Raw genomic sequence first — 18,144 nt, 5'->3', positions numbered from 1 at the left:
GGCTTCCCTGGGGGTGTTCGGGACGATGTGACCAGGACTATCGAACGGCAAGATCGTCGAACTCGCCTGCTTTGCACCCCAGCAGCCAAGCCCGGAACTCCTCCGAGGTGAATCGCAACGCACCCGCCTCTGGCGCATTGCTGTTGCGAACCAGGACGCCCCCAGATACCGCTGCGACCTCCACGCACGTATGCGGGTCCGTAAAGCTCGACTTTCGCCAGTTCAACTCGCTCATCGTTCACTCCAGCTATCGGCCAATCGCAGCATGAAGTCGCGGGACTCCCTCGAGGACAGTGCGATCCGTTCGGCGTCGTCGAGTGCCGCCATGAAGTAGGCCACCGTCTCCTGGTCGGTCAAGAACTCTCCGCCTTTGTATCCCTCGACGTGCACCCGAGGGTTGCCCCACGGGTGGGTCACTATGGCGAAATCGCCCAGCCGCCGCGCTTCGTACTGACCTGCATCGTATGTGGTGATACGGACCGTCACATTCGGCAGGTCCGCCAGTTCGGTCATGGTCCGGAGTTGCTCGGCCATGACCGATGGGTCGCCGACGCGGAGATGCAGGGCGGATTCGGGTTGGATCACCTCGACCTGCAGGTCGCCGTTGCGGACCCGTTTCTGCCGGTGCAGGCGCTGGTCGATGGTGCGTTGTACGAAAGACGACGAGACTCCGGAGATCCCGGCGCGGCCCGCGAGGTGTTCGACGTAGCGGGGAGTCTGCAGCATTCCGTACACGGCGCGCGGCTCGTGGGCGCGTAGTGCGGTAGCGGACTGTTCCATGGCGAGGTAGGTGGTGAGCCATTCCGGCATTTCGGCCTGGTCGGCGGGGAGGCCGCTGAGCATGGAATCGAGAGCGGACATGGCTACGCCCAGTACTTCGGCATAAGGGCCGCGTTGGTTGGGGTGCGGGGTGGACTCGCCTCGCTCCCACTTGCCCAGGGTGGTGCGGTCGACACCGATGAACTCGGCGATCTGTTCCTGGGTCTTCCCTGTGGCTTTCCGCGCATCGATCAAGCGAGTGCGTCGCATAAGGGCATCATAACCGTTTCAAAGGCGCCGTGGATTGAAGCGTCACGTGAGAGCAGGCTGGATATGCGCCTGGTCGGAGACGACTCCGCAGCGGCATCCCCGATTCGCGATTGGGCTGGTCGGGGCCGGGCGCGTTCTCTCGAACTTCAGTGACGCCACTTCAGGGGGTCTGATGTCTGTGCCTATTGCTCTCGGCCGCTGTCACTACTACCGCACGGTGTGCGGATTACCTTGCCATGTCGACGAGTCCGGCCGGATTGCGTTGACGATCGGTGGTCGGGTTCGAGCGGTCACCACTCCGGATGGGCTCGGGAAAGTAATGCGTGAATTCCTGTCCGCACGGTCTCTGGTCGGCCCGGTCGTTTCGCATCGGTCCCGCCGGTACACCTTCTTGACCGGGTATTCGCCCGAGGCCGAGGAGAGCTCGCTCTACGCACGGGCCCTGCTACGCACGAACTCGCAGATTGTTCCACCGCTCGCGATTGTCGCGTTGCCGGGTCCGGTCGACGACGCCTATCGGCGGTGGGTGGTGCCGGCGCGTGATGTCTATCTGCCGAGTTTGAAGACCGTCCTGGACGCGCTTGTGGAGTGTGCCGGATGAGCGGGCAGGGAACGCCTCGGCCGGGGGAGCCGGATCTGTGCCTGAGTATCTTTCTGCACGGGATCAGGCTCGAATACGTGGCGTGCCGGTCGGCGGCGTTGTTGTTCATGGCTGAATGGCGCCACCGGCACGCGGCGGGCTCGGTCGCCGTTATTCCTGGGTCCGCGGCTGATCTGCCGCGTCTGCCGTGCGAACGGCTGTACGTGGGAGGGCGATAGCGCACGCGGCCAGATCCTTTGGCGATCAGTCGTTCTCGTGCCGTGATCACGGATTAGAATCGTGATCATCTGTCGCTCGGCTGATCTGGAGGGGAATTGTCGTCGAGTCTCGCGGAACCCGCACCGCTGGTCGATCGTATCGACGAGCTCTCCCAACTGCTCGAAGGCGTCGATCACGCTGTCGAATCCGGGGCGAGTACCGTGTTCGTTCTTCGTGGGGAAGCCGGTGTCGGGAAGACCAGTTTGCTCGCGACCTTGGCGCATCGGGCGGTGCAGCAGCACGGGCACTCCGGCCTGTTGTCCGGCTACGGGCAGGCGATGCTGAATTCTCTTGCCTCCGATTCATTCCAGGCCATCCGCGAATGCTTGCGCTCGCTCACCTCGTCTGCAGATCGATCGGGACCGAAGTCGAGGCTCGAGCGCTTGGCCTCCTCGTTCGGTGAGCATGCTCCCGACTGGATCGAATCCGTCCCTGTCGTAGGGCAGCTGCTCGCCGCGGGGGTGCGGACCGGACAGACGTATGCGGCGTCCGGGCGGGATCAGTCCGAGATCGACAGCCGGCTCGATCAGCTGCTCCGGTTCATCGAGGCGTTGCTCGCCGACGGGCCGGTGCTGATGGTTCTGGATGACCTGCACTGGGCCGATACCGCCACCATCGACCTGTTGACCACGATCGCGCTGCGCGTGGAGGGTCCGCTCGTCATGGTGCTGGCTTATCGGCCCGATCAGCTTCTTTCGGCCGATCAGACTCATCCGCTGCAGCGGGCGGTGTTCCGGTTGTGCCGGTACCGGCCCGAAACGGTTGTCATGGACCTGCCGCGGTTATCGAGTGCTGATACCGAGCAGCTTGTCCGGCAGGCGGCGGACGGTAGTCCTGTTTCGCCGCGAGTGGTGTCGCGGATCGTCCGGTTGAGTGCCGGGAACCCGCTGTTCGCGGAGTCGCTCGTGCGGCTCGGTGGTCAGGGTGACGGTGTGGCGCCACGGCAAATCGCCGCGGTGCTGGAAGAACGGTTGTCGTTCCTGCGGCCGGAGGATCAGCGGCTGCTCGAGACCGCCGCGTTGATCGGCTACAGCTTCGAAGTCGACTACCTCGCCGTCCTGGCGCGAATGGATGTCGACGATGTGTACGAGCGGCTGCATGTGCTGTTCGATGAGCACGGTCTGGTGCGGCCGGCGGAACCACGCGGGAAGTACGACCGGTACCTGATCCACCATCCGCTGTTTGCGGAAATTCTCCGGGAACGGGGAGCGTCGAACTCGCCGCGTTGGCGTCGCCATCACATTCGGTTCCTGGAGGTTCTGGAATCCGAGCCGGACTGGGACGACGAGATGCAGGTCCGGGTGGCGGCGGTCGCTGTTGCTGCGGGGGATCGCGAGAAGGCTGGTGCGTTATCGCTGGCGGCCGCGCGCCGACAGTTTGCGCTCGGCGCGGTGTCGAAGGCGCGGGAACTCGCGCAAATAGCAGTGGACCATGCTCCCTCCTTCGATGCCTGGTCACTGCTGGCCGAGTCGCTTTCGGCACGCGGGGATCATCTCGAGGCCACTCGGGCCTGCGCGGAAGCATTGACATGCACGGTCGACGAGACGGTCGATCCCGGGCGGGAAGCGGATGTCCGGCTGCTCTGGGCTCGGAACCTTCGCATGACCTGCCGTTGGGGCGAGGTCGACCGGGCGCTCGACGAGTTGCTCGCCGAGCATTCCGGGCCCGGCGAAATCCACGCTGAAGCGCTGATGCTCAAAGCAGAGATCGCCTTGTGCGGACCGAGCCTGGACGCCAGGCGCTGTATCGAACTATGTGACTCCGTCGCCGCGATGAGTAATCGTCCCGATATCCGGTCTCGCGCGCACGGGCATCGCGGCCTCGCGCATCTTGCCGCATATGAGCCGGCCGACGCCGAGCATTGGCTTGGGCGGTCGATCGACGTCGCGAGCTCTACCGGCCATCCCTACGCCGGTTACGAGGCACTGCACTGGCTGAGCAAGAAAACGATGGCCTGCCTGGAACTCGATCGGTCCTGGCAATTGCTCGAGGAGCTGGGCCGGATGTCACGAACCTCCGGTGTCGCGAGCGAGAATCCGCCCCATCTGCGCGACTCGAGTCGCGTGCTGGGCTTACAGCGGCGGTACCCCGAAGCGGCGGAAGCGTTCGCGCGGTACCTCGATATCAGTCTCCCGCCGGCGCTTCCGCGAGCGGCGGCAACTCTGGCCTGCCAAATCCATGAGGTGGAGAATCTCCACGGGCGGATGGCGAGCGAGATACTACTGGCTCAGCTGCGCCGGGTCTCCCGAGATGCCGTCATCGCCACTGAGCGTGGTGAGCGGCTCGTGGAGGTTCTGGACGCGATCGACCTGCGTGCGCCGGGATGGAACCCAGTCGAATTCTCGATCGCCGGCCTCGGCGTGCCGCCCGATGACGCGCTGGCTGCGGATGCGATCTTCCGTTTCGACGTGCCGAGTCTGCCGCATCTGCGTTCGATACTCGGCAACGGTGCCGGATCGTGAAAAGGTTCGCCTACGTCGACTTTGCGCTCGAAGCTGGATTGGTTCAGCTGAACCACCCGTCGTACGGCCTGACCTCCCGTCACGTGCTGAATGCGGCCGAATCCGAGCGCTACAGAATAGAATCCGATCCGACAATCCATCTCGGCAGTGAGCTCACAGACGGGTTGCGCTCCCGAACATTCCGCACAGCGGAGATGCTCGGCCTCGATGCGAGTCGAACTACCTTTTGTACGAACGCTACCTCCGGCGCCGCCGCACTGATCGGCTCGCTTCCCCTCGCCGCGGGTGACACCGTTGTGATCCTCGACGCCGAGTACTCGTCGATCATCAGAGCCTGGGCAACCGCCTGCCAGCGCGCCTCGGCGCATCTGGTCGAGGTGCCGGTGCCGCTCCCGCTCCAGAGCTCGGATCAGTTGCTCACGGCTCTGAATTCTGCAGTCCCCGGCTCCGTGACCTATATGCAGCTGAGCGTCATCTCGTCTTCGGCTGCCCTACGACTCCCGATCGAGGACATTGCCCGGTGGGTGCGTGAGCGTGGGGGCCAGTTGATCCTCGATGCGGCACATGCTCCGGGGCATATCCCGGTCGCGCCCGATGCCTGGGGTGCCGCCGCCATGTTCGGCACACTGCACAAATGGCTGCCCACCCTCCGCCCGGTCGGGCTGCTCTGGCTCACCGGAGATCTCGTCGACCGTATCCGGCCAGCCGAGGTGTCGCTTACCTGGGACTCGCCCGATCTGGTCGAACGCTTCTCCTGGCCAGGCACCTTCGACCCGGTGCCCCGACTGACCGCCACCTCGGCGATCGACCAGTGGGAGCAATGGCAGGACGCCGGTCTGCTCGCCGAGTGTGGACGCCTGGCCGATCTGGGGTCGGAGCTGCTGACAGAAATAGGAGCCCAGCCCACCGCTTCCACCGAACTTTCCGCGCCGCGAATGCGCGCATTCGTTCTGAGCGGCGTTACCGTGGCCGAGATCAAGGCCGTCCTGAGAGAAGCCGGCATTCGTGCTTGGGTTGGTCCTGGCCCGCAGGGGGAATGCCTGCTTCGGTTCGCGACCCACATCTACAATGACCAGCACGACCTCGAAGCCCTCGCCGGCCGCATCAAGGAGGCTCTCCCACGATGACAGTGCCTCTCGTTCCCGAACGGCTCGAAAGGGCGATCATCTTTCTCCGGGGTGAAGACGACGGCCGGGTGTGGCTCGACGCGTTGCCCGAACGGATCGCGAGCTATGCCGACCGATGGGGTCTGCGGTTGGAGAGTATCGCCGATAGCGGGGCCATGTCGTGCTGCGTGTATTCGAGCACCGAAGACGGAACGGCTACGGTACTGAAAATTCCCGTGGACCAGGAATCCGGGGCCACCGAGACGGCGATGCTCGATCGCTGGTCGGCTTCGGGTGCGACACCGGAAATTCTGCACTTCGACCAAGATTCGGGCGTCTTCCTGATGTCTCGCATCGTGCCGGGTGAGATTGCCTGGCCCGTGCACGGCGCCGGTGATTCGGCACAGTTCGGTGAGCTGCTGAGTAGGCTCAACGCTCCCGGGTTGCCCGAACCGCCGAAGCTCAAGGACCTAGCCGATATAGCGTGGATGCGGATCGGTTGGGCGCGCGAGCGTTTCGCGGACGAGCGCTATGCCGACGCCATGGAACGTTTCGGTGCTGCAACTCGTCTTGCAAAGGTAGAGAAGCTGCTGGAGGTACTGATCAGCACTACTACTGAGCGTCATGTGCTCCATGCGGACCTGCAGGCGAAGAACATCCTGCAAGGCCCGGGTAGGTGGTACACGATCGATCCACTCGGCGCGGTCGGGGATATCAATGCCGAGGCGGGCTTATGGGTTGCGATCCAAGACGGGCCGGAGTCGATTCCGGAGCGGCTGAGCGAGCTTTGCGCGCATCCCATGCTCGATGAAAACAGGCTCTACGCCTGGACATACGTGCTGGCTGTCGCCGAATATCGCTCCTACCTCCCGGTGTCCGGCGATCGGATCGAGGCATTCGTCCAGGCGGTGGATCCCGCGGAGCTGACAAATCGTGTACAGCCGGCTCGGTGAAGCCCGCGGTTTCGGTGCCGGCGAGCCGACTCACCTATGTGAATTTTGATCGACCGGTGGTCTGGGGTTCGTCGAGGAATCGTTTCAGATCGCGGATCGCTTCGTGGAAGGTCTCGCGGCTACCCACAGTTCAGTTCAGGCCGCGATTGCTGCAGTGTGCGATGCTGCGGCCGGGGGAAAGTGCAACGCCGAACGCCCCACAGTGCTGATCGACGAGGTGCGGGCCGCAGTGGAGAAGCAGATTCGATCCCGGCGCCGCCGAGACAATCAGCAGGTGGTGTGAATCGGGTGAGATCCTGCTGCAGCGACGCGAGCTGATCCACGACAGTCCGGACTATTATAACTCCACCTATAATAGATCGAGTTATAATAGATCTCATGTTAAAGCCCGAGACCATGTTCGATCGCGAGCACGAGTGGTCGGAGCTAACCCGATTTGCCACCTACCCTGGGCCGCAGCCGGCGCTGGGTATCGTTTCGGGGCATCGCCGGCAAGGAAAGACCTTCCTCCTCGACGCGGTATGCGAGGCAACCGGCGGGTTCTACTTCGCGGCCACCGAGGCGACCGAACCCGAGTCGCTGCACCAGCTCGGTAGCGCTCTGGCGCGGTATCTCGGCGAGCCGGTGCCGCGCCGGTTCGCCGGGTGGCCGGAGGCAATCGAGACAATCATGACCCTGGGCGCTGGTGACCGGCCCCTGACAGTGGTCCTCGACGAGTTTCCCTACCTGGCCAAGGCGTCACCCGAGCTGCCGTCGTTGATCCAACGCGCATTCGATCCGGCCGGTCGGCGCCACGCCGGTGCCATCCGCCTGTTGCTGTGCGGTTCGGCCCAGTCGTTCATGAGCAAACTGCTCGTCGGTAGCGCCCCGTTGCGGGGACGCGCAAGCCTGGAGCTTGTCGTGCCGACCCTCGACTACCGGCTGGCGCGGGAGTTCTGGGAGATCGGCGACCTGTCGCTGGCGTTCCTGGTGAACGCCGTGGTGGGGGGTACGCCGGCGTACCGGCGCGAATATACGCTCGGTGACACACCCGCCGACCGCGAGGATTTCGGACCGTGGGTGGTTCGCAATGTGCTCAACTCGTCGAGGCCGCTGTTCCGGGAAGCGCGGTTCCTGCTGGCGGAAGAGCCCGAACTCCGGGAAAGCGCGCTCTATCACGGTGTTCTCGCGGCGATTGCCGAGGGCAACAACACCCGGGGCGGGATTGCGAGCTTCCTCGGCCGCAAGTCCACCGACCTCGGGCACCCGCTTACCGTCCTGGAAGATGTCGGCATGGTCGCCCGTGAACAGGACGCTTTCCACGCCCGCCGGTCCACTTACCGGATCACCGAGCCGCTGCTGACGTTCTATTACGCGATCATGCGCTCGGAATGGAGCGACCTCGAACGCCCGGGGCACGCCACTGAGGTATGGGAACGCTCGGGGCCCACCTTCACAAGTCAAGTACTCGGTCCGCATTTCGAGCAGTTGTCGCGTGCGTGGTGCCGGTGGTACGCAGCCCCAGGCACCGTGGGAGGCAGGCGCACGCATGTGCTTTCCGGAGTTCTGCCCGACCCCGCGGGTAAGACCGGCCATCAGTTGGACGTCGTAGTGTTCGGGCGGGACGCCGGTGGTGCGGAACGGATCCTCGCGATCGGTGAGGCGAAGAACCATGCGGTCGTCGGGGAGAAACAGGTCAACCGGCTCGACCGGATTCGGGATCTGCTGGTTCAGCGCGATCCCCGCGCGTCGCGGCAGACCAAACTGCTGCTCTTCACCGGATACGACTTCACCCCCGAACTGCGCGCCGTGGCGGATTCCCGCGACGATGTGGAATTGATCGGCCTCGAGCGGCTGTATCGGGGCGACTGACAGCATTTTATTGCGTTGTCCGAATGTCCTGCAGGTTCTCGCGCAGCGCTCGTCGGCGGATCTTGCCGGTTTGTGTTTTGGGTAGGTCGGCGAGTATTCCCACGGACCTGGGCCGTTTGTAGGGCGCGAGGCGTTCCCGGGCGAACGCGATCAGCGCGTCGGCGTCGGCGGTGTGGCCGTCTTTCAGAGAGACATAGGCGGCTACCGACTCGCCTCGGTATTCGTCAGCAACGCCCACGACAGCAGCTTCGAGTACGGCCGGGTGTTCGTAGAGAACATCCTCGACCTCGCGCGGCCATACCTTGTACCCGGACACGTTGATCTGGTCTTTGATCCGGTCGACCAGGTACACCCAGCCCTGTTGGTCGACGATCGCGCTGTCACCGGTTCGGAGGCGGCCTTCGGGTAGGGCGGCTTCGGATTCTTCTGGTTTGCGCCAGTATCCGCGGATGACCTGGGGGCCGGTGACGACGAGTTCGCCTTGGCTGCCGGGCGGGAGGGGGTGGCCTTCGGCGTCGACCACCTCGACGTTCACGCCAGGGAGCGGTAGCCCGATGGACAGGGTGCCGCTATTCGGGTCGACCGGGGCGCTTGCTCCAGGCGGCACTGCGGTGACTGCCGAGGAGGTTTCGGTCATGCCGTAGGCGTTGTGGATGTAGTGGCCGAAGCGTTCCTGGAATCGGGCGACCGTGCTCGGTGGGACCGGCGCACCCCCGCTGTACAGCGTTTTGATGGTGGAGAAGTGTTCGGCTGTGGCGTATTCCGAGTTCATCATCGCGTTGAAGGCGGTGATGGAGCCGATGGTGTAGGTGACGCCGTGTTCGCGGAGGGCGTCGACGGCTACGTCGGTGGTGAAGCGGCCGGTGAAGACCAGGGAGGTGCGTTCGGTGAGGGCGAGGGCGCCGATGACGACCGCTCCGGTGATGTGGAACAGCGGGGCCAGGGCGTAGACGACGTCGCCGGGGGTGATGCCGGCGAGTTCGGCGAAGCTGGTGGTTACCGCGCGGACGTTGGTGTGCGAGTTCATGGCGCCCTTGGGTGGGCCGGTGGTGCCGGAGGTGTAGGCGAGGAAAGCGAGGTCGTCGCCGTGTACCTGGATCGTCGGGAGTTTCCGGCCGGCGTACTCGTGGGCCAAAGTGAGTAGGTCTGCGGAACACTCGTCGGCAGCCGCGGTTTCGGGTTTGAAGACGCGGGGGTCGTTGCGGGACTGGAGGTCCGACTCCGCGGTGCCGAGTACCCAGCCGACTGTGGTGCCCTCGACGTCCTCCCGGACCTGCCGCACATCGCGGTCGGTGGTGATGACCCCGACCGGTTCGGCATCGGTGACCAGTTCGCGGAGTTCGCGGCCGCGATACATCGGGTTGAGCAGGAGGGCGATCGCGCCGAGTTTCCAGAGGGCGAGCAGCACGAGCGCGTATTGCGGGATGTTCTGGAGGTGGATGCCCACCCGTTCACCGTGGCCCACGCCGCGGTCGGCGAAGGCGGCCGCGAGGGCGGTGGCGAGGTCGTCGGCCTCGCGGACGGTGAGGGTGGTGTCGAAGTAGACGAGGGCGGGGGCGTCGGGTTCGTGCCGGACCCGGTCGTGCCAGGCCGCCACGAGGGTGCCGAGCTCTTCTCGAGGGCGGGACGCCCCGCCCGCCGCACCCTCATCAAATGCGGCGGACGGGGCGTTCCCGGTGTTACCGGTGGTCATGCAGGGAGTTCCTTGCGGCTGGTTTCGCGGATGGTGGCGACGGTGAGGAGGCCGATGGCGCAGACGCCCATCACCCAGTAGGCGGGCGACATCGCGTTACCGGTCGATTCGACGAGCTGGGCGGCGACGTAGGGGGCGGTGCCGCCGGCGGCGATGGTGCCGATATTGAAGCCCAGGGAGACGCCGGTGTAGCGGACGGTGCGGGGGAAGAGCTCGGTGAACAGCGGGAAGGCGGGGACCTGGACTACGCCGTTGAGCACCATGTAGAGGAAGTAGACGATGCCGATGACGAGGATGCTCTCGGTGGCGCCCATGATCATGAAGGCGGGCAGGGCGATCACGACGTAGGCGAGGTAGCCACCGATGAGGACCGGTTTGCGGCCCCACCTGTCGGTGGCCATACCGCTGAGCGGGAAGGTGGCGCAGGCCAGGGCGATGGCTATGGCGGAGGTCCAGTAGACGGCGTCTTTGGAGAAACCGAGGTCGTTGATCAGGTAGACGCTGAAGTAGGTGAGGCCGATATAGCCGGAGCCGTTCATGGCGATGGCGACGCCGACGACGCGGGCGACGGACCACGGGTTCCTGGTGACGGTGTCGATCAGCGGGCTCTTGGTGACCTGCTGCTTCTCGGCCATCTCCTCGAATTCGGGGGTGTCCTCGAGCTTCATCCGGACACGCAGGCAGACGTAGGCGAGGGGGAGGGCGAGCAGGAACGGGATACGCCAGCCCCACGATTCCATCTGCTCGTCCGTGGTCGCGAGGGATACCAGGCCGACGACGGCAGCTGCCACGGCGAAACCGAGGGTCGAACCGACCGGGGTGAAGGAGCCGAAGAAGCCGCGACGCTTGGGCGGGGCCGATTCGGCGATATAGGTCGCCGCGCCGCCGACTTCGCCGCCGGCCGAAAAGCCCTGGGCGAGACGGACGAGCACCAAAAGGATGGGGGCGAGGACGCCGACGGCCGAATGGGTGGGGAGCAGGCCGAGGATGCCGCAGGCCACGCCCATGGTGACGACGGTGATGACGAGGGCGTGGCGGCGGCCGCGGCGGTCGCCGAGGCGGCCGAAGAAGATACCGCCGAGGGGGCGGGCGACGTAGGCGACACCGAAGACGGCGAGGGTCGACAGGATCGACACCGCGGAATTGTCGGAGGGGAAGAACAGGGGTGCGATGGTGACGGCGAGGAAGCCGTAGACCGCGAAGTCGTAGTACTCGATGAGGGTGCCGACGCCGCCGGCGATGGCGGCGCGGCGGGCTACCGAGTTCGACTTCTTCGCTGCTGTCACCGGCAGCGGTCCGGAGGGGTGGAGGTCACTGGACCCGACGCGAGGTTCGGTGTTCGTCATTGAATCTGTCTTTCGCGTGCGTGCTCGGCGAGCAGGAGTTCATACGAACCACCGGCTTCGATGACCTTGATGGTCCGCGGGCTCGGTGGGGTTCCGACCAGGTCGGTTCCCCCGGGCAGGCGCAGGGTGGCGGTGCGCCAGTCGAGGGCCACGGCGTCGTCGACCTGCACTGCGGTCGAGACGCCGGGGATCGTGATCAACGGCATGCCGTTGAAGGTTTCGCCGCGCCAGAAGCCGGGCGAGAAGGATTCCGCGACGATGGCCGAGATCCCCGCGTTGCGCAGGGCGACCATGGGTGGATAGTGCGGGTGACCGTAGCCGAAGTTGCGACCGCCGACGATGATATCGCCGGGGCGGACGCGGTCGGTGAAGGTGGGGTCGTAGGCCTGCATACACACCGAGCGCAGGTGGTCGGGGTCGTAGGACTTGATGTTGGAGACGCCGACGACGAGGTCGATATCGAAATCGTCGCCGAAGATCCAGGCGACTTTGCCTTCGATGAGGTCGGGCGGTGGGGGATAGGCGCTCACTGGACCGACTCCTGGATCGTGCCGGTGAGGGCGCTGGCGGCGACGGTGTAGGGGGAGCCCATGTAGATGTTGGCGTCGGGGCTGCCCATCCGGCCGGAGATGTTCAGGACGCCGGTGGAGATGCAGTTCTCGCCGGGTTGCAGGGGTTTCTGGTAGCCGAAGCAGAAATCACAGCTCGATATGTTGATATGTGCACCTGCGGCGCGGAGGACGTCGAGGATGCCTTCTTGCTCGGCCTGCTCGTACACCTTCTGTGAGGTGGGGACGACATTGAGCTCGACGCCGGGGGCCACTTTGCGACCGTCCAGCACCAGGGCGGCGGCGCGCAGATCCTCGATACGGCCGCTGGCGCAGGATCCGATGAAGGCTTTGGTGATCGGGGTGCCGGCGAGTTCCTGGGCTGTCTTGGTGTTGACGGCGCGGGCGGAGCCGGGGAGCACGACGCGAGGGGTGAGGGTCGCGAGGTCGATTTCGTAGCGGGCGGCGTAGGTGGCGTCGGCGTCGGGATACACCGGGTCGAAGCCGCGGCGGGCGACCTTGTTCGCGTAGGCCAGCGACATGTCGTCGGGTTCGAAGATCGCGGAGACGGCGCCGGTGAACATGGCCATTCCGCACAGGCCCTGACGGTGGTCGATGGCCATGGAGCGGGCGCCGGGGCCGCCGAACTCCATCACCTGATGGGCGCAGCCGTCGGCGCCGACCATATCGATGATGGTGTGCACGAGATCGCGGCTGTCCACGCCGGGCGGGAACTCGCCGACCAGGTCGAAACGGGTGGTGGCGGGGATATCGACGAACACCTGGCCGGTGACCCAGGCTTCGATGAGGTCGCGGCGGATACCCCAGCCGAGCGCGCCGAAGGCGCCGATACCGCTGATATGGCCGTCGAAGTGGACGAGGAACTCGCCGGGAATGGCCAGGCCGAGTTCGGCGGTGAGCTGGTGGCCGATACCGCGACCCTCGTGCAGTTCGATGCCGTAGAACTCGCACCAGTCGCGGGTGACCTGGTGGACCTCGGATTCCTTCTCGTTGTGCTTCGTCAGCATGTGGTCGATGAAGACGATGTAGCGGCTGGGGTCCTTCAGTTCGGTGATTCCGAAGTCCTCGCGCATCTGCCGGAACATCACGTCGGTGTAGCCGGGGAAGTCGTAGGCGATCATGCGCGCCGGCTGCACCGGGTGGTTCTCGCCGGCGTGGACCGTTTTCTGATCCGAGGCGCGGCCCAGGATCTTCTCCGTCATCGTGTAACCCACGGCGTTACTGCTCCTTCGCGGGTAGGTACTTGTTCTGCATGGCCTCGACCTCGGGGAAGCCGATCAGTTCGACGAATTCGTGGTGCTGGAGCGCATCGGCGCTCACCTGGGCGGGTGCTTCGCCCGCGGCCAGGCGTTTCAAGGTGGCCTGGGCTGCTCCGGCCACCGCCATCAGGACCTGGGTCGGCAGCAGGGCCAGCCGGACGCCGATCTGGTCGAGGATTCCGGGGGTGAACTCGCGTTCGGTCCAAGTGGAGGCGGTGAGGGTGGCCATCAACGGTACGCCGACCTCTTCGTGGCAGCGCTGCCACTGTTCGACGGTTTCGAAGGTTTTGGTGACCGGCATGATCATGTCGGCGCCGGCCTCGACGTAGGCTCGGGCACGGCGGATGGCGTCGTCGCCGCGGGCGTCGGTGCGGGCGATGAGCAGGACGTCGTCGGGAATGGAATCGCGGACGGCGCGGATCTTGCCGGTGGCCTCGGGGACGGTGATCAGGTCGACGGGGTCGCCTACGCAGATGGGGCAGGACTTGGGGGAGACCTGGTCTTCCATGAACATCCCACCGACGCCCGCATCGACGAATTTGGTGGCGGTGCGGGCGGCGTTGACGGCGTTGCCGTAGCCGGTGTCGATATCGGCGACCAGGGGCAGTTTCGAGGATTCGCGGATCGTGCGGACTGCCTGGAGGTTCTCGGTCTGGGTGTAGAGCTCGGCGTCGGGGAGGCCGAGGGCGGCCGAGACGGCGAATCCGGAGGCGCACAGCGCGCTGAAACCGGCCTGTTCGGCGAGGCGCGCGGTCAGGCCGTCCCATACGCCGGGCGCATAGACCAGGCCGCGTGCCGTGAGGTCTTTCAAGGTCGGGCTGCTCACAGTCCACTCTCCGTTTCGCAATGCGGAATGCGTTTCAAAATCTCGATACGAGACGGTAAGGTGGCTCAGGTCACAAAGTCAACCCCCGGTGGTGAAGCTGTTCGTATGGTGGCGACACCGACCGTGCGACCGAAGAAAGCGAGTGAGTATCAGTGGCTGTGCCTACAGAGCCGGATACGGCTGTGTCCACCGAGCCGAACACGGCTGTGCCCACCGGATCCGAAGCGGCCGGAGGGCGCGATGTCGTGGGCGCGGTCCTCAAGGCATGCACGCTGCTCGGCTACTTCCGTGCCGACCGGCCCACCTGGACGCTGAACGATCTCACCACGGCGAGCGGGATGAACAAGACGACGGTGCACCGCCTGATGGCGACACTGATCCAGGCGGGATGGGTGGACCGGTCCGGCGAGGGCGGCTACCGCATCGCGATGCCCGTTTTCGAAATCGGCTCCGCGGCGCTGGCGAAACTCGATATCCGTTCGGCGGCAAAGCCGTTCATGTCCGAACTGGCGGGCGCCTTCGGCAACACCGCATACCTGATGGTGCCCGCCGAACAGGGCGCGGTGTGCATCGATCTGCTCGAAGGGCGGAATTCGCTTGTCGTCGCAGGAATCAACGTGGGTTCCGTGATGCCCTATCACGCCGCCGCGGGGCCGGTGGTCATGCTGGCACATTCGAAAGCCTTGCGGGACAGGTGGCTCACCGGTGATCTCCCGGCGATCACCGATCGGACCATCACCGATGTGAACCGGCTCGTCGAACATCTCGACGAGATCCGTTCGGCCGGTTACGCCTTGAGCAACGCCGACTACCTGCCGGGGGTCGCCGCGGTGGCGGCGCCGATTCTGGGCCGGGACGGATCGGTGGTGGCGTCGATCAGCGTGGGCGGTCGCGCCGAGGAATTCGAAGGCGACGCCCTGGCCGCGAAAATCGAGAAAGTATGCGACGCGGGAGCGCGGATCACGAGAATCGCGCAGGCACTACCCCGCGGCTGATCGGGAAGTCCCGGGTAGCCACTCGGGTCGAATGCCCCTTCGTCAAAGTGCTGTTTCCCGGCGACCGATCGGGTGACCGCCGGTGACCCGGAGCAGATCGAGTTTCCCGGCATCCGGGGTTGCCGCCGCGGCCGTGTAAGTCACCATCCGCAGATCCGCGCCCGGCACCACGAGAACGTCGCAGTCGAGCCGGATATCGCCGACTTCCGGATGGCCGATCGTCTTCTGCTCCACCACATGCTGTGCCGTCGCCGCCGTATTCCAGAACCGGTCGAAGGCGGCGGAATCGGCACGCAGCTCACGGACCAGCCGGTCGAGTCGGGCGTCGGCGGGATAGCGGGACACCGTATCCCTGAGATCGGCGACGATCGATGCCGCGAAGGCGTCCTCCCCGCGTTCGGACCGCATCGGCCGCAGCGAAGTGTGCGCGAGCCCGGTGCCGAAAAGGGCGAGCGCGAGATTGCGTTCCGCGGCCGGGATCAGCGCCGGATCGCCGTGCAGAGCACTCCACATGCTGTTCCACCACACGAGTGACCAGTCGGCGGTGAACACACCGATCGGGATGTCTCCGAGCCGTGCGGTGAGCCGCTGTATCCCGGCGGGCACATGATCGCTGATAATTCCGTCCTGGGGTGGCAACTGACCGGCGCTGCGATACAACTCGTCGCGTTCGGCCCGCGACAGCTGAAGTGCCCGCGCGAGCGCAGCGATCACCTGGGGTGACGGATTCACGGCGCGGCCCTGCTCCAAGCGCAAGATGTAGTCGACGGACAGGGCGGCGAGCTGCGCGAGTTCCTCCCGGCGCAGTCCCGGAGCCCGCCGGACCGAGGTGACGGCGATACCGGCATCGGCCGGCGACAGGCGATCCCGCCGGCTGCGGAGGAGTCGGCCGAATTCGGTAGCAGAGCGGGTCATACCCTCCATTCTCGCTTCTCGGCGCTAGAGGAGCCTGGGTACTGCCAGTCCTGGGGTCGGTCGCAGTACTGGTCGGCGCGGCGATCAGCGGCGAATGTGGGCAGGACAACCGAGCAGCACATATCGAGGAGTCCATATGCACACCATCGTCATGACCGGCGCGACCCGCGGTATCGGCCGGATCGCCGCCGAGCAAATCCTGCGCCGGTCGCCGGACACGCACCTGGTGGTCGTCGCCCGCGCAACATCCGCGGCGCAACCGGCCACCGAACTCGACCCGGGCGGCCGGCACGTCACGTACGTTCCGGCGGATCTCGCATCTCTCGACAGCGTTCGCGCCGCCGCCACCGAGATCCGTGACCGGCTCGACCGCGGCGACCTGCCGCCGCTGTGCGGATTCGCCGGTAACGCCGGGATCCAGTATTCGAACGCGCTCACCGCGGGGCCGGACGGGTTCGAATCCACCTTCACGGTCAACGTCCTGGCCAACCACCTGCTGGTCCGGCTGCTCGAGGACCGCTTCACCGCGCCCGCGCGAATCGTGATCACCGTCAGCGACACCCACTTCGGCGACCTCCGGCACAACCTGGGCATGGTGCCCGGGCCGGTCTGGCGGGAGCCGGAGGTACTCGCCCGTATCGCCGCCTTTCCGGAACCGGCGACGGCGCGGGCCGGTCGCACGGCGTACTCGACGAGCAAGCTCGCCGCGATCCATCTCGTGCACGAATACGCTCGCCGGCTGCCCGCCGGGATCGATGCTGTCGCCTACAACCCCGGATTCGTTCCCGGTACCGACCTCGCCCGCGACGCGGACCCCCTATCCCGGTTCCTCATGCGCCGTATTCTGCCGGTGTTGACCTGGACGCCGTTGGCGACCACTCGCCGCGCCGCGGGGAATTCCCTGGCCGATATCGTTCTCGGTGTCACCACGGCGCCGACCGGGTCCTATATCGACCGGAAGCGGGCGGCGCGGTCGTCGGAGGAATCATATGACTCGCGGCGTGAGGCAGAACTGTATGCTGCCGCGAACCGATTCGTCGAGACGCTGGTTCGCTGACCGTAGGCGAGGCAGGGCGCGGATCGTCCGGGCGCTACCGCAGCGCCTTCTCCGAGTTCAGCGGGCCGGACGGTCCAGCCTGCCGAGGGCCTCCACGACGATCGGTGCCGCAAGTTCCACACCGAGGAGCACATCGTGGAAGCGGTGTGGCCGGCCCAAGGTGGCTCGGGTGACCAGGCGGCTTGCCCCGCCGAGCGCCATCAGGCCGGAAAGTACCCTCATCCGCTGCAGGTTCGGGGTCGGCGAAGCCGCGGCCTCCACCCAGCCCAGGCCGTAACCGATGAAGGCGGAACCCATGAAGCGGACATGGGAATCGACCGTCGCGTCGCCGTTCATCCCAGGTTCAGCACGCGTGCCGGCGACGAGCTGCACCGCCCCGATCGCGACACATGACCATCCGGCAACACGTCCCAGCACTCCGAGCTTCGACATGCAGCCATTCTGGCATCAGAACTCGGCGCCGTCCGGTATCCGGCGTGCGCGGGCCGTATGCCACTGCCAACTACGAAAAGCGCGCGGTCACCTCGTGCAGCGCGCGGAATATCGGGAAGCATTCGGAAGCGGCCGGTCCTCGACCTGGGCCGAAGATGAATAGGGCTGAGGCTGGATCAGTTCCGTCGGCTCGCTTGGACGTAACCGCCGACAATGGATAGGTGAGCAAGCGAAACCCGATCCGGAACAACCGGGATCCGGGCACTCTGATCGTGATGTGGTTGGTGTGTCTGCCGGTCGCCTGGTTCTTCGGGCATCTGATCGGTGACATACCGGTCCGCAACGCCGAAGTGGTGCTGGCAGGGCTCGATTGGGCCGGTGAACGGGGGACTGTCACGGTCACCCGGTCGGAACGGGTGTATGAAGGGGGCGGCCGGGGAGGCGGTCACCGAACCACCTACTGTTTCGGCGATTTCACTCCGGCGCACGGATCCGAACGGCTCCTCGATATCCGTGTCCACGTGGACGGTGAGTGCGATGCGGGGCGTGTGCTCCCGGCGCGGCTGGTCCGTGCGGACCCGGGGAACTGGATCGACGGTAACGACCGGGATCATGCCTACGCCGGAGCCGGGTGGGTTTCGGCACTGCTCATCGGGCTGTTCATGGGGGCTTTCCTGCTGCTCGTGGGAGGAATCCCGATCGTCTGCGTGATGTTGTTTCCGCTGATGATCCTGCAGCACCTCTGGACCGGTCGCGGCCGGAAGTCCTGACCGCGGCCGGCTTTCACCGCCG

General features: G+C 65.7%; 17 protein-coding genes. 8 read left to right on the top strand and 9 right to left on the bottom strand.

Annotated features, from left to right (window positions below):
- Positions 1 to 37: 37 nt before the first annotated feature.
- Both IU448_RS28235 and IU448_RS28230 read right to left on the bottom strand, forming a co-directional pair.
- Complete coding sequence (locus IU448_RS28235) at positions 38 to 235, bottom strand: DUF397 domain-containing protein (RefSeq protein WP_195058771.1); 198 nt, start codon at positions 233 to 235, stop codon at positions 38 to 40.
- On the bottom strand, positions 232 to 1,029 hold the full coding sequence (locus IU448_RS28230) for a helix-turn-helix domain-containing protein (protein ID WP_195058770.1): 798 nt from the start codon (positions 1,027 to 1,029) through the stop codon (positions 232 to 234). Before IU448_RS28230 ends, IU448_RS28235 begins: the two co-directional genes overlap by 4 nt.
- A 172-nt stretch (positions 1,030 to 1,201) precedes the next feature.
- On the opposite strand from IU448_RS28230, the gene IU448_RS28225 reads away from it, so the two are divergent.
- The 5 genes from IU448_RS28225 to IU448_RS28205 all read left to right on the top strand — a co-directional run bounded on the left by IU448_RS28225 (position 1,202) and on the right by IU448_RS28205 (position 8,260).
- Entirely contained in the window at positions 1,202 to 1,630 is a 429-nt protein-coding gene (locus IU448_RS28225) for a hypothetical protein (RefSeq protein ID WP_195058769.1), read from the top strand.
- 314 nt (positions 1,631 to 1,944) lie between these two features.
- Positions 1,945 to 4,350: an ATP-binding protein gene (locus IU448_RS28220; RefSeq protein WP_195058768.1), complete on the top strand. Its 2,406-nt coding sequence runs from the start codon at positions 1,945 to 1,947 to the stop codon at positions 4,348 to 4,350.
- On the top strand, positions 4,347 to 5,477 hold the full coding sequence (locus IU448_RS28215) for an aminotransferase class V-fold PLP-dependent enzyme (RefSeq protein ID WP_195058767.1): 1,131 nt from the start codon (positions 4,347 to 4,349) through the stop codon (positions 5,475 to 5,477). The genes IU448_RS28220 and IU448_RS28215 overlap by 4 nt, the downstream gene beginning before the upstream one ends.
- Positions 5,474 to 6,409, top strand: coding sequence for an aminoglycoside phosphotransferase family protein (locus IU448_RS28210; protein ID WP_195058766.1), 936 nt, complete (start codon positions 5,474 to 5,476; stop codon positions 6,407 to 6,409). The genes IU448_RS28215 and IU448_RS28210 overlap by 4 nt, the downstream gene beginning before the upstream one ends.
- Positions 6,410 to 6,787: 378 nt before the next feature.
- Entirely contained in the window at positions 6,788 to 8,260 is a 1,473-nt protein-coding gene (locus tag IU448_RS28205; RefSeq protein WP_195058765.1) for an AAA family ATPase, read from the top strand.
- Positions 8,261 to 8,267: 7 nt separating this feature from the next.
- Here IU448_RS28205 and IU448_RS28200 read toward each other — a convergent pair whose 3' ends face one another.
- The 5 genes from IU448_RS28200 to IU448_RS28180 are packed head-to-tail and all read right to left on the bottom strand — an operon-like array spanning position 8,268 to position 13,953.
- On the bottom strand, positions 8,268 to 9,953 hold the full coding sequence (locus IU448_RS28200) for a class I adenylate-forming enzyme family protein (protein ID WP_195058764.1): 1,686 nt from the start codon (positions 9,951 to 9,953) through the stop codon (positions 8,268 to 8,270).
- Positions 9,950 to 11,299: an MFS transporter gene (locus tag IU448_RS28195; RefSeq protein WP_195058763.1), complete on the bottom strand. Its 1,350-nt coding sequence runs from the start codon at positions 11,297 to 11,299 to the stop codon at positions 9,950 to 9,952. Before IU448_RS28195 ends, IU448_RS28200 begins: the two co-directional genes overlap by 4 nt.
- On the bottom strand, positions 11,296 to 11,829 hold the full coding sequence (locus IU448_RS28190) for a 3-isopropylmalate dehydratase (RefSeq protein ID WP_195058762.1): 534 nt from the start codon (positions 11,827 to 11,829) through the stop codon (positions 11,296 to 11,298). Before IU448_RS28190 ends, IU448_RS28195 begins: the two co-directional genes overlap by 4 nt.
- A complete protein-coding gene (locus IU448_RS28185) occupies positions 11,826 to 13,070 on the bottom strand; it encodes a 3-isopropylmalate dehydratase large subunit (RefSeq protein ID WP_195058799.1) in 1,245 nt (414 codons plus the stop codon). Before IU448_RS28185 ends, IU448_RS28190 begins: the two co-directional genes overlap by 4 nt.
- 16 nt (positions 13,071 to 13,086) lie before the next feature.
- Positions 13,087 to 13,953 (bottom strand): isocitrate lyase/PEP mutase family protein, encoded by an 867-nt coding sequence (locus tag IU448_RS28180; RefSeq protein WP_195058761.1) that lies wholly within the window; start codon positions 13,951 to 13,953, stop codon positions 13,087 to 13,089.
- Between the two features lie 182 nt (positions 13,954 to 14,135).
- Here IU448_RS28180 and IU448_RS29650 point away from each other — a divergent pair, with 182 nt between their 5' ends.
- Positions 14,136 to 14,948, top strand: coding sequence for an IclR family transcriptional regulator (locus IU448_RS29650; RefSeq protein WP_324188742.1), 813 nt, complete (start codon positions 14,136 to 14,138; stop codon positions 14,946 to 14,948).
- Between the two features lie 42 nt (positions 14,949 to 14,990).
- On the opposite strand, the gene IU448_RS28170 is transcribed toward IU448_RS29650, so the two are convergent.
- On the bottom strand, positions 14,991 to 15,863 hold the full coding sequence (locus IU448_RS28170; protein WP_228814540.1) for a helix-turn-helix transcriptional regulator: 873 nt from the start codon (positions 15,861 to 15,863) through the stop codon (positions 14,991 to 14,993).
- Positions 15,864 to 15,999: 136 nt separating this feature from the next.
- Here IU448_RS28170 and IU448_RS28165 point away from each other — a divergent pair, with 136 nt between their 5' ends.
- A complete protein-coding gene (locus IU448_RS28165; RefSeq protein WP_195058759.1) occupies positions 16,000 to 16,920 on the top strand; it encodes an SDR family NAD(P)-dependent oxidoreductase in 921 nt (306 codons plus the stop codon).
- A 57-nt stretch (positions 16,921 to 16,977) separates the two neighbouring features.
- On the opposite strand, the gene IU448_RS28160 is transcribed toward IU448_RS28165, so the two are convergent.
- Complete coding sequence (locus IU448_RS28160; protein WP_195058758.1) at positions 16,978 to 17,352, bottom strand: DUF4345 domain-containing protein; 375 nt, start codon at positions 17,350 to 17,352, stop codon at positions 16,978 to 16,980.
- Positions 17,353 to 17,573: 221 nt separating this feature from the next.
- Here IU448_RS28160 and IU448_RS28155 point away from each other — a divergent pair, with 221 nt between their 5' ends.
- On the top strand, positions 17,574 to 18,122 hold the full coding sequence (locus IU448_RS28155) for a hypothetical protein (protein ID WP_195058757.1): 549 nt from the start codon (positions 17,574 to 17,576) through the stop codon (positions 18,120 to 18,122).
- The last annotated feature ends 22 nt before the right edge of the window (positions 18,123 to 18,144 follow it).

Origin of the sequence: Nocardia flavorosea (assembly GCF_015477805.1) — a bacterium.
GTDB lineage: Bacteria > Actinomycetota > Actinomycetes > Mycobacteriales > Mycobacteriaceae > Nocardia > Nocardia flavorosea_A.
Note: the sequence above shows the minus strand (reverse complement) of the source record. Positions and strands in the feature narration are given on the sequence as shown.

What these genes read in the sequence shown, in the direction of transcription:
- IU448_RS28235 (WP_195058771.1), bottom strand. Translation starts at nt 235, where the DNA reads ATGAGCGAGTTGAACTGGCGAAAGTCGAGCTTTACGGACCCGCATACG.
- IU448_RS28230 (WP_195058770.1), bottom strand. Translation starts at nt 1,029, where the DNA reads ATGCGACGCACTCGCTTGATCGATGCGCGGAAAGCCACAGGGAAGACC.
- IU448_RS28225 (WP_195058769.1), top strand. Translation starts at nt 1,202, where the DNA reads ATGTCTGTGCCTATTGCTCTCGGCCGCTGTCACTACTACCGCACGGTG.
- IU448_RS28210 (WP_195058766.1), top strand. Translation starts at nt 5,474, where the DNA reads ATGACAGTGCCTCTCGTTCCCGAACGGCTCGAAAGGGCGATCATCTTT.
- IU448_RS28205 (WP_195058765.1), top strand. Translation starts at nt 6,788, where the DNA reads ATGTTAAAGCCCGAGACCATGTTCGATCGCGAGCACGAGTGGTCGGAG.
- IU448_RS28200 (WP_195058764.1), bottom strand. Translation starts at nt 9,953, where the DNA reads ATGACCACCGGTAACACCGGGAACGCCCCGTCCGCCGCATTTGATGAG.
- IU448_RS28195 (WP_195058763.1), bottom strand. Translation starts at nt 11,299, where the DNA reads ATGACGAACACCGAACCTCGCGTCGGGTCCAGTGACCTCCACCCCTCC.
- IU448_RS28185 (WP_195058799.1), bottom strand. Translation starts at nt 13,070, where the DNA reads ATGACGGAGAAGATCCTGGGCCGCGCCTCGGATCAGAAAACGGTCCAC.
- IU448_RS28170 (WP_228814540.1), bottom strand. Translation starts at nt 15,863, where the DNA reads ATGACCCGCTCTGCTACCGAATTCGGCCGACTCCTCCGCAGCCGGCGG.
- IU448_RS28165 (WP_195058759.1), top strand. Translation starts at nt 16,000, where the DNA reads ATGCACACCATCGTCATGACCGGCGCGACCCGCGGTATCGGCCGGATC.
- IU448_RS28160 (WP_195058758.1), bottom strand. Translation starts at nt 17,352, where the DNA reads ATGTCGAAGCTCGGAGTGCTGGGACGTGTTGCCGGATGGTCATGTGTC.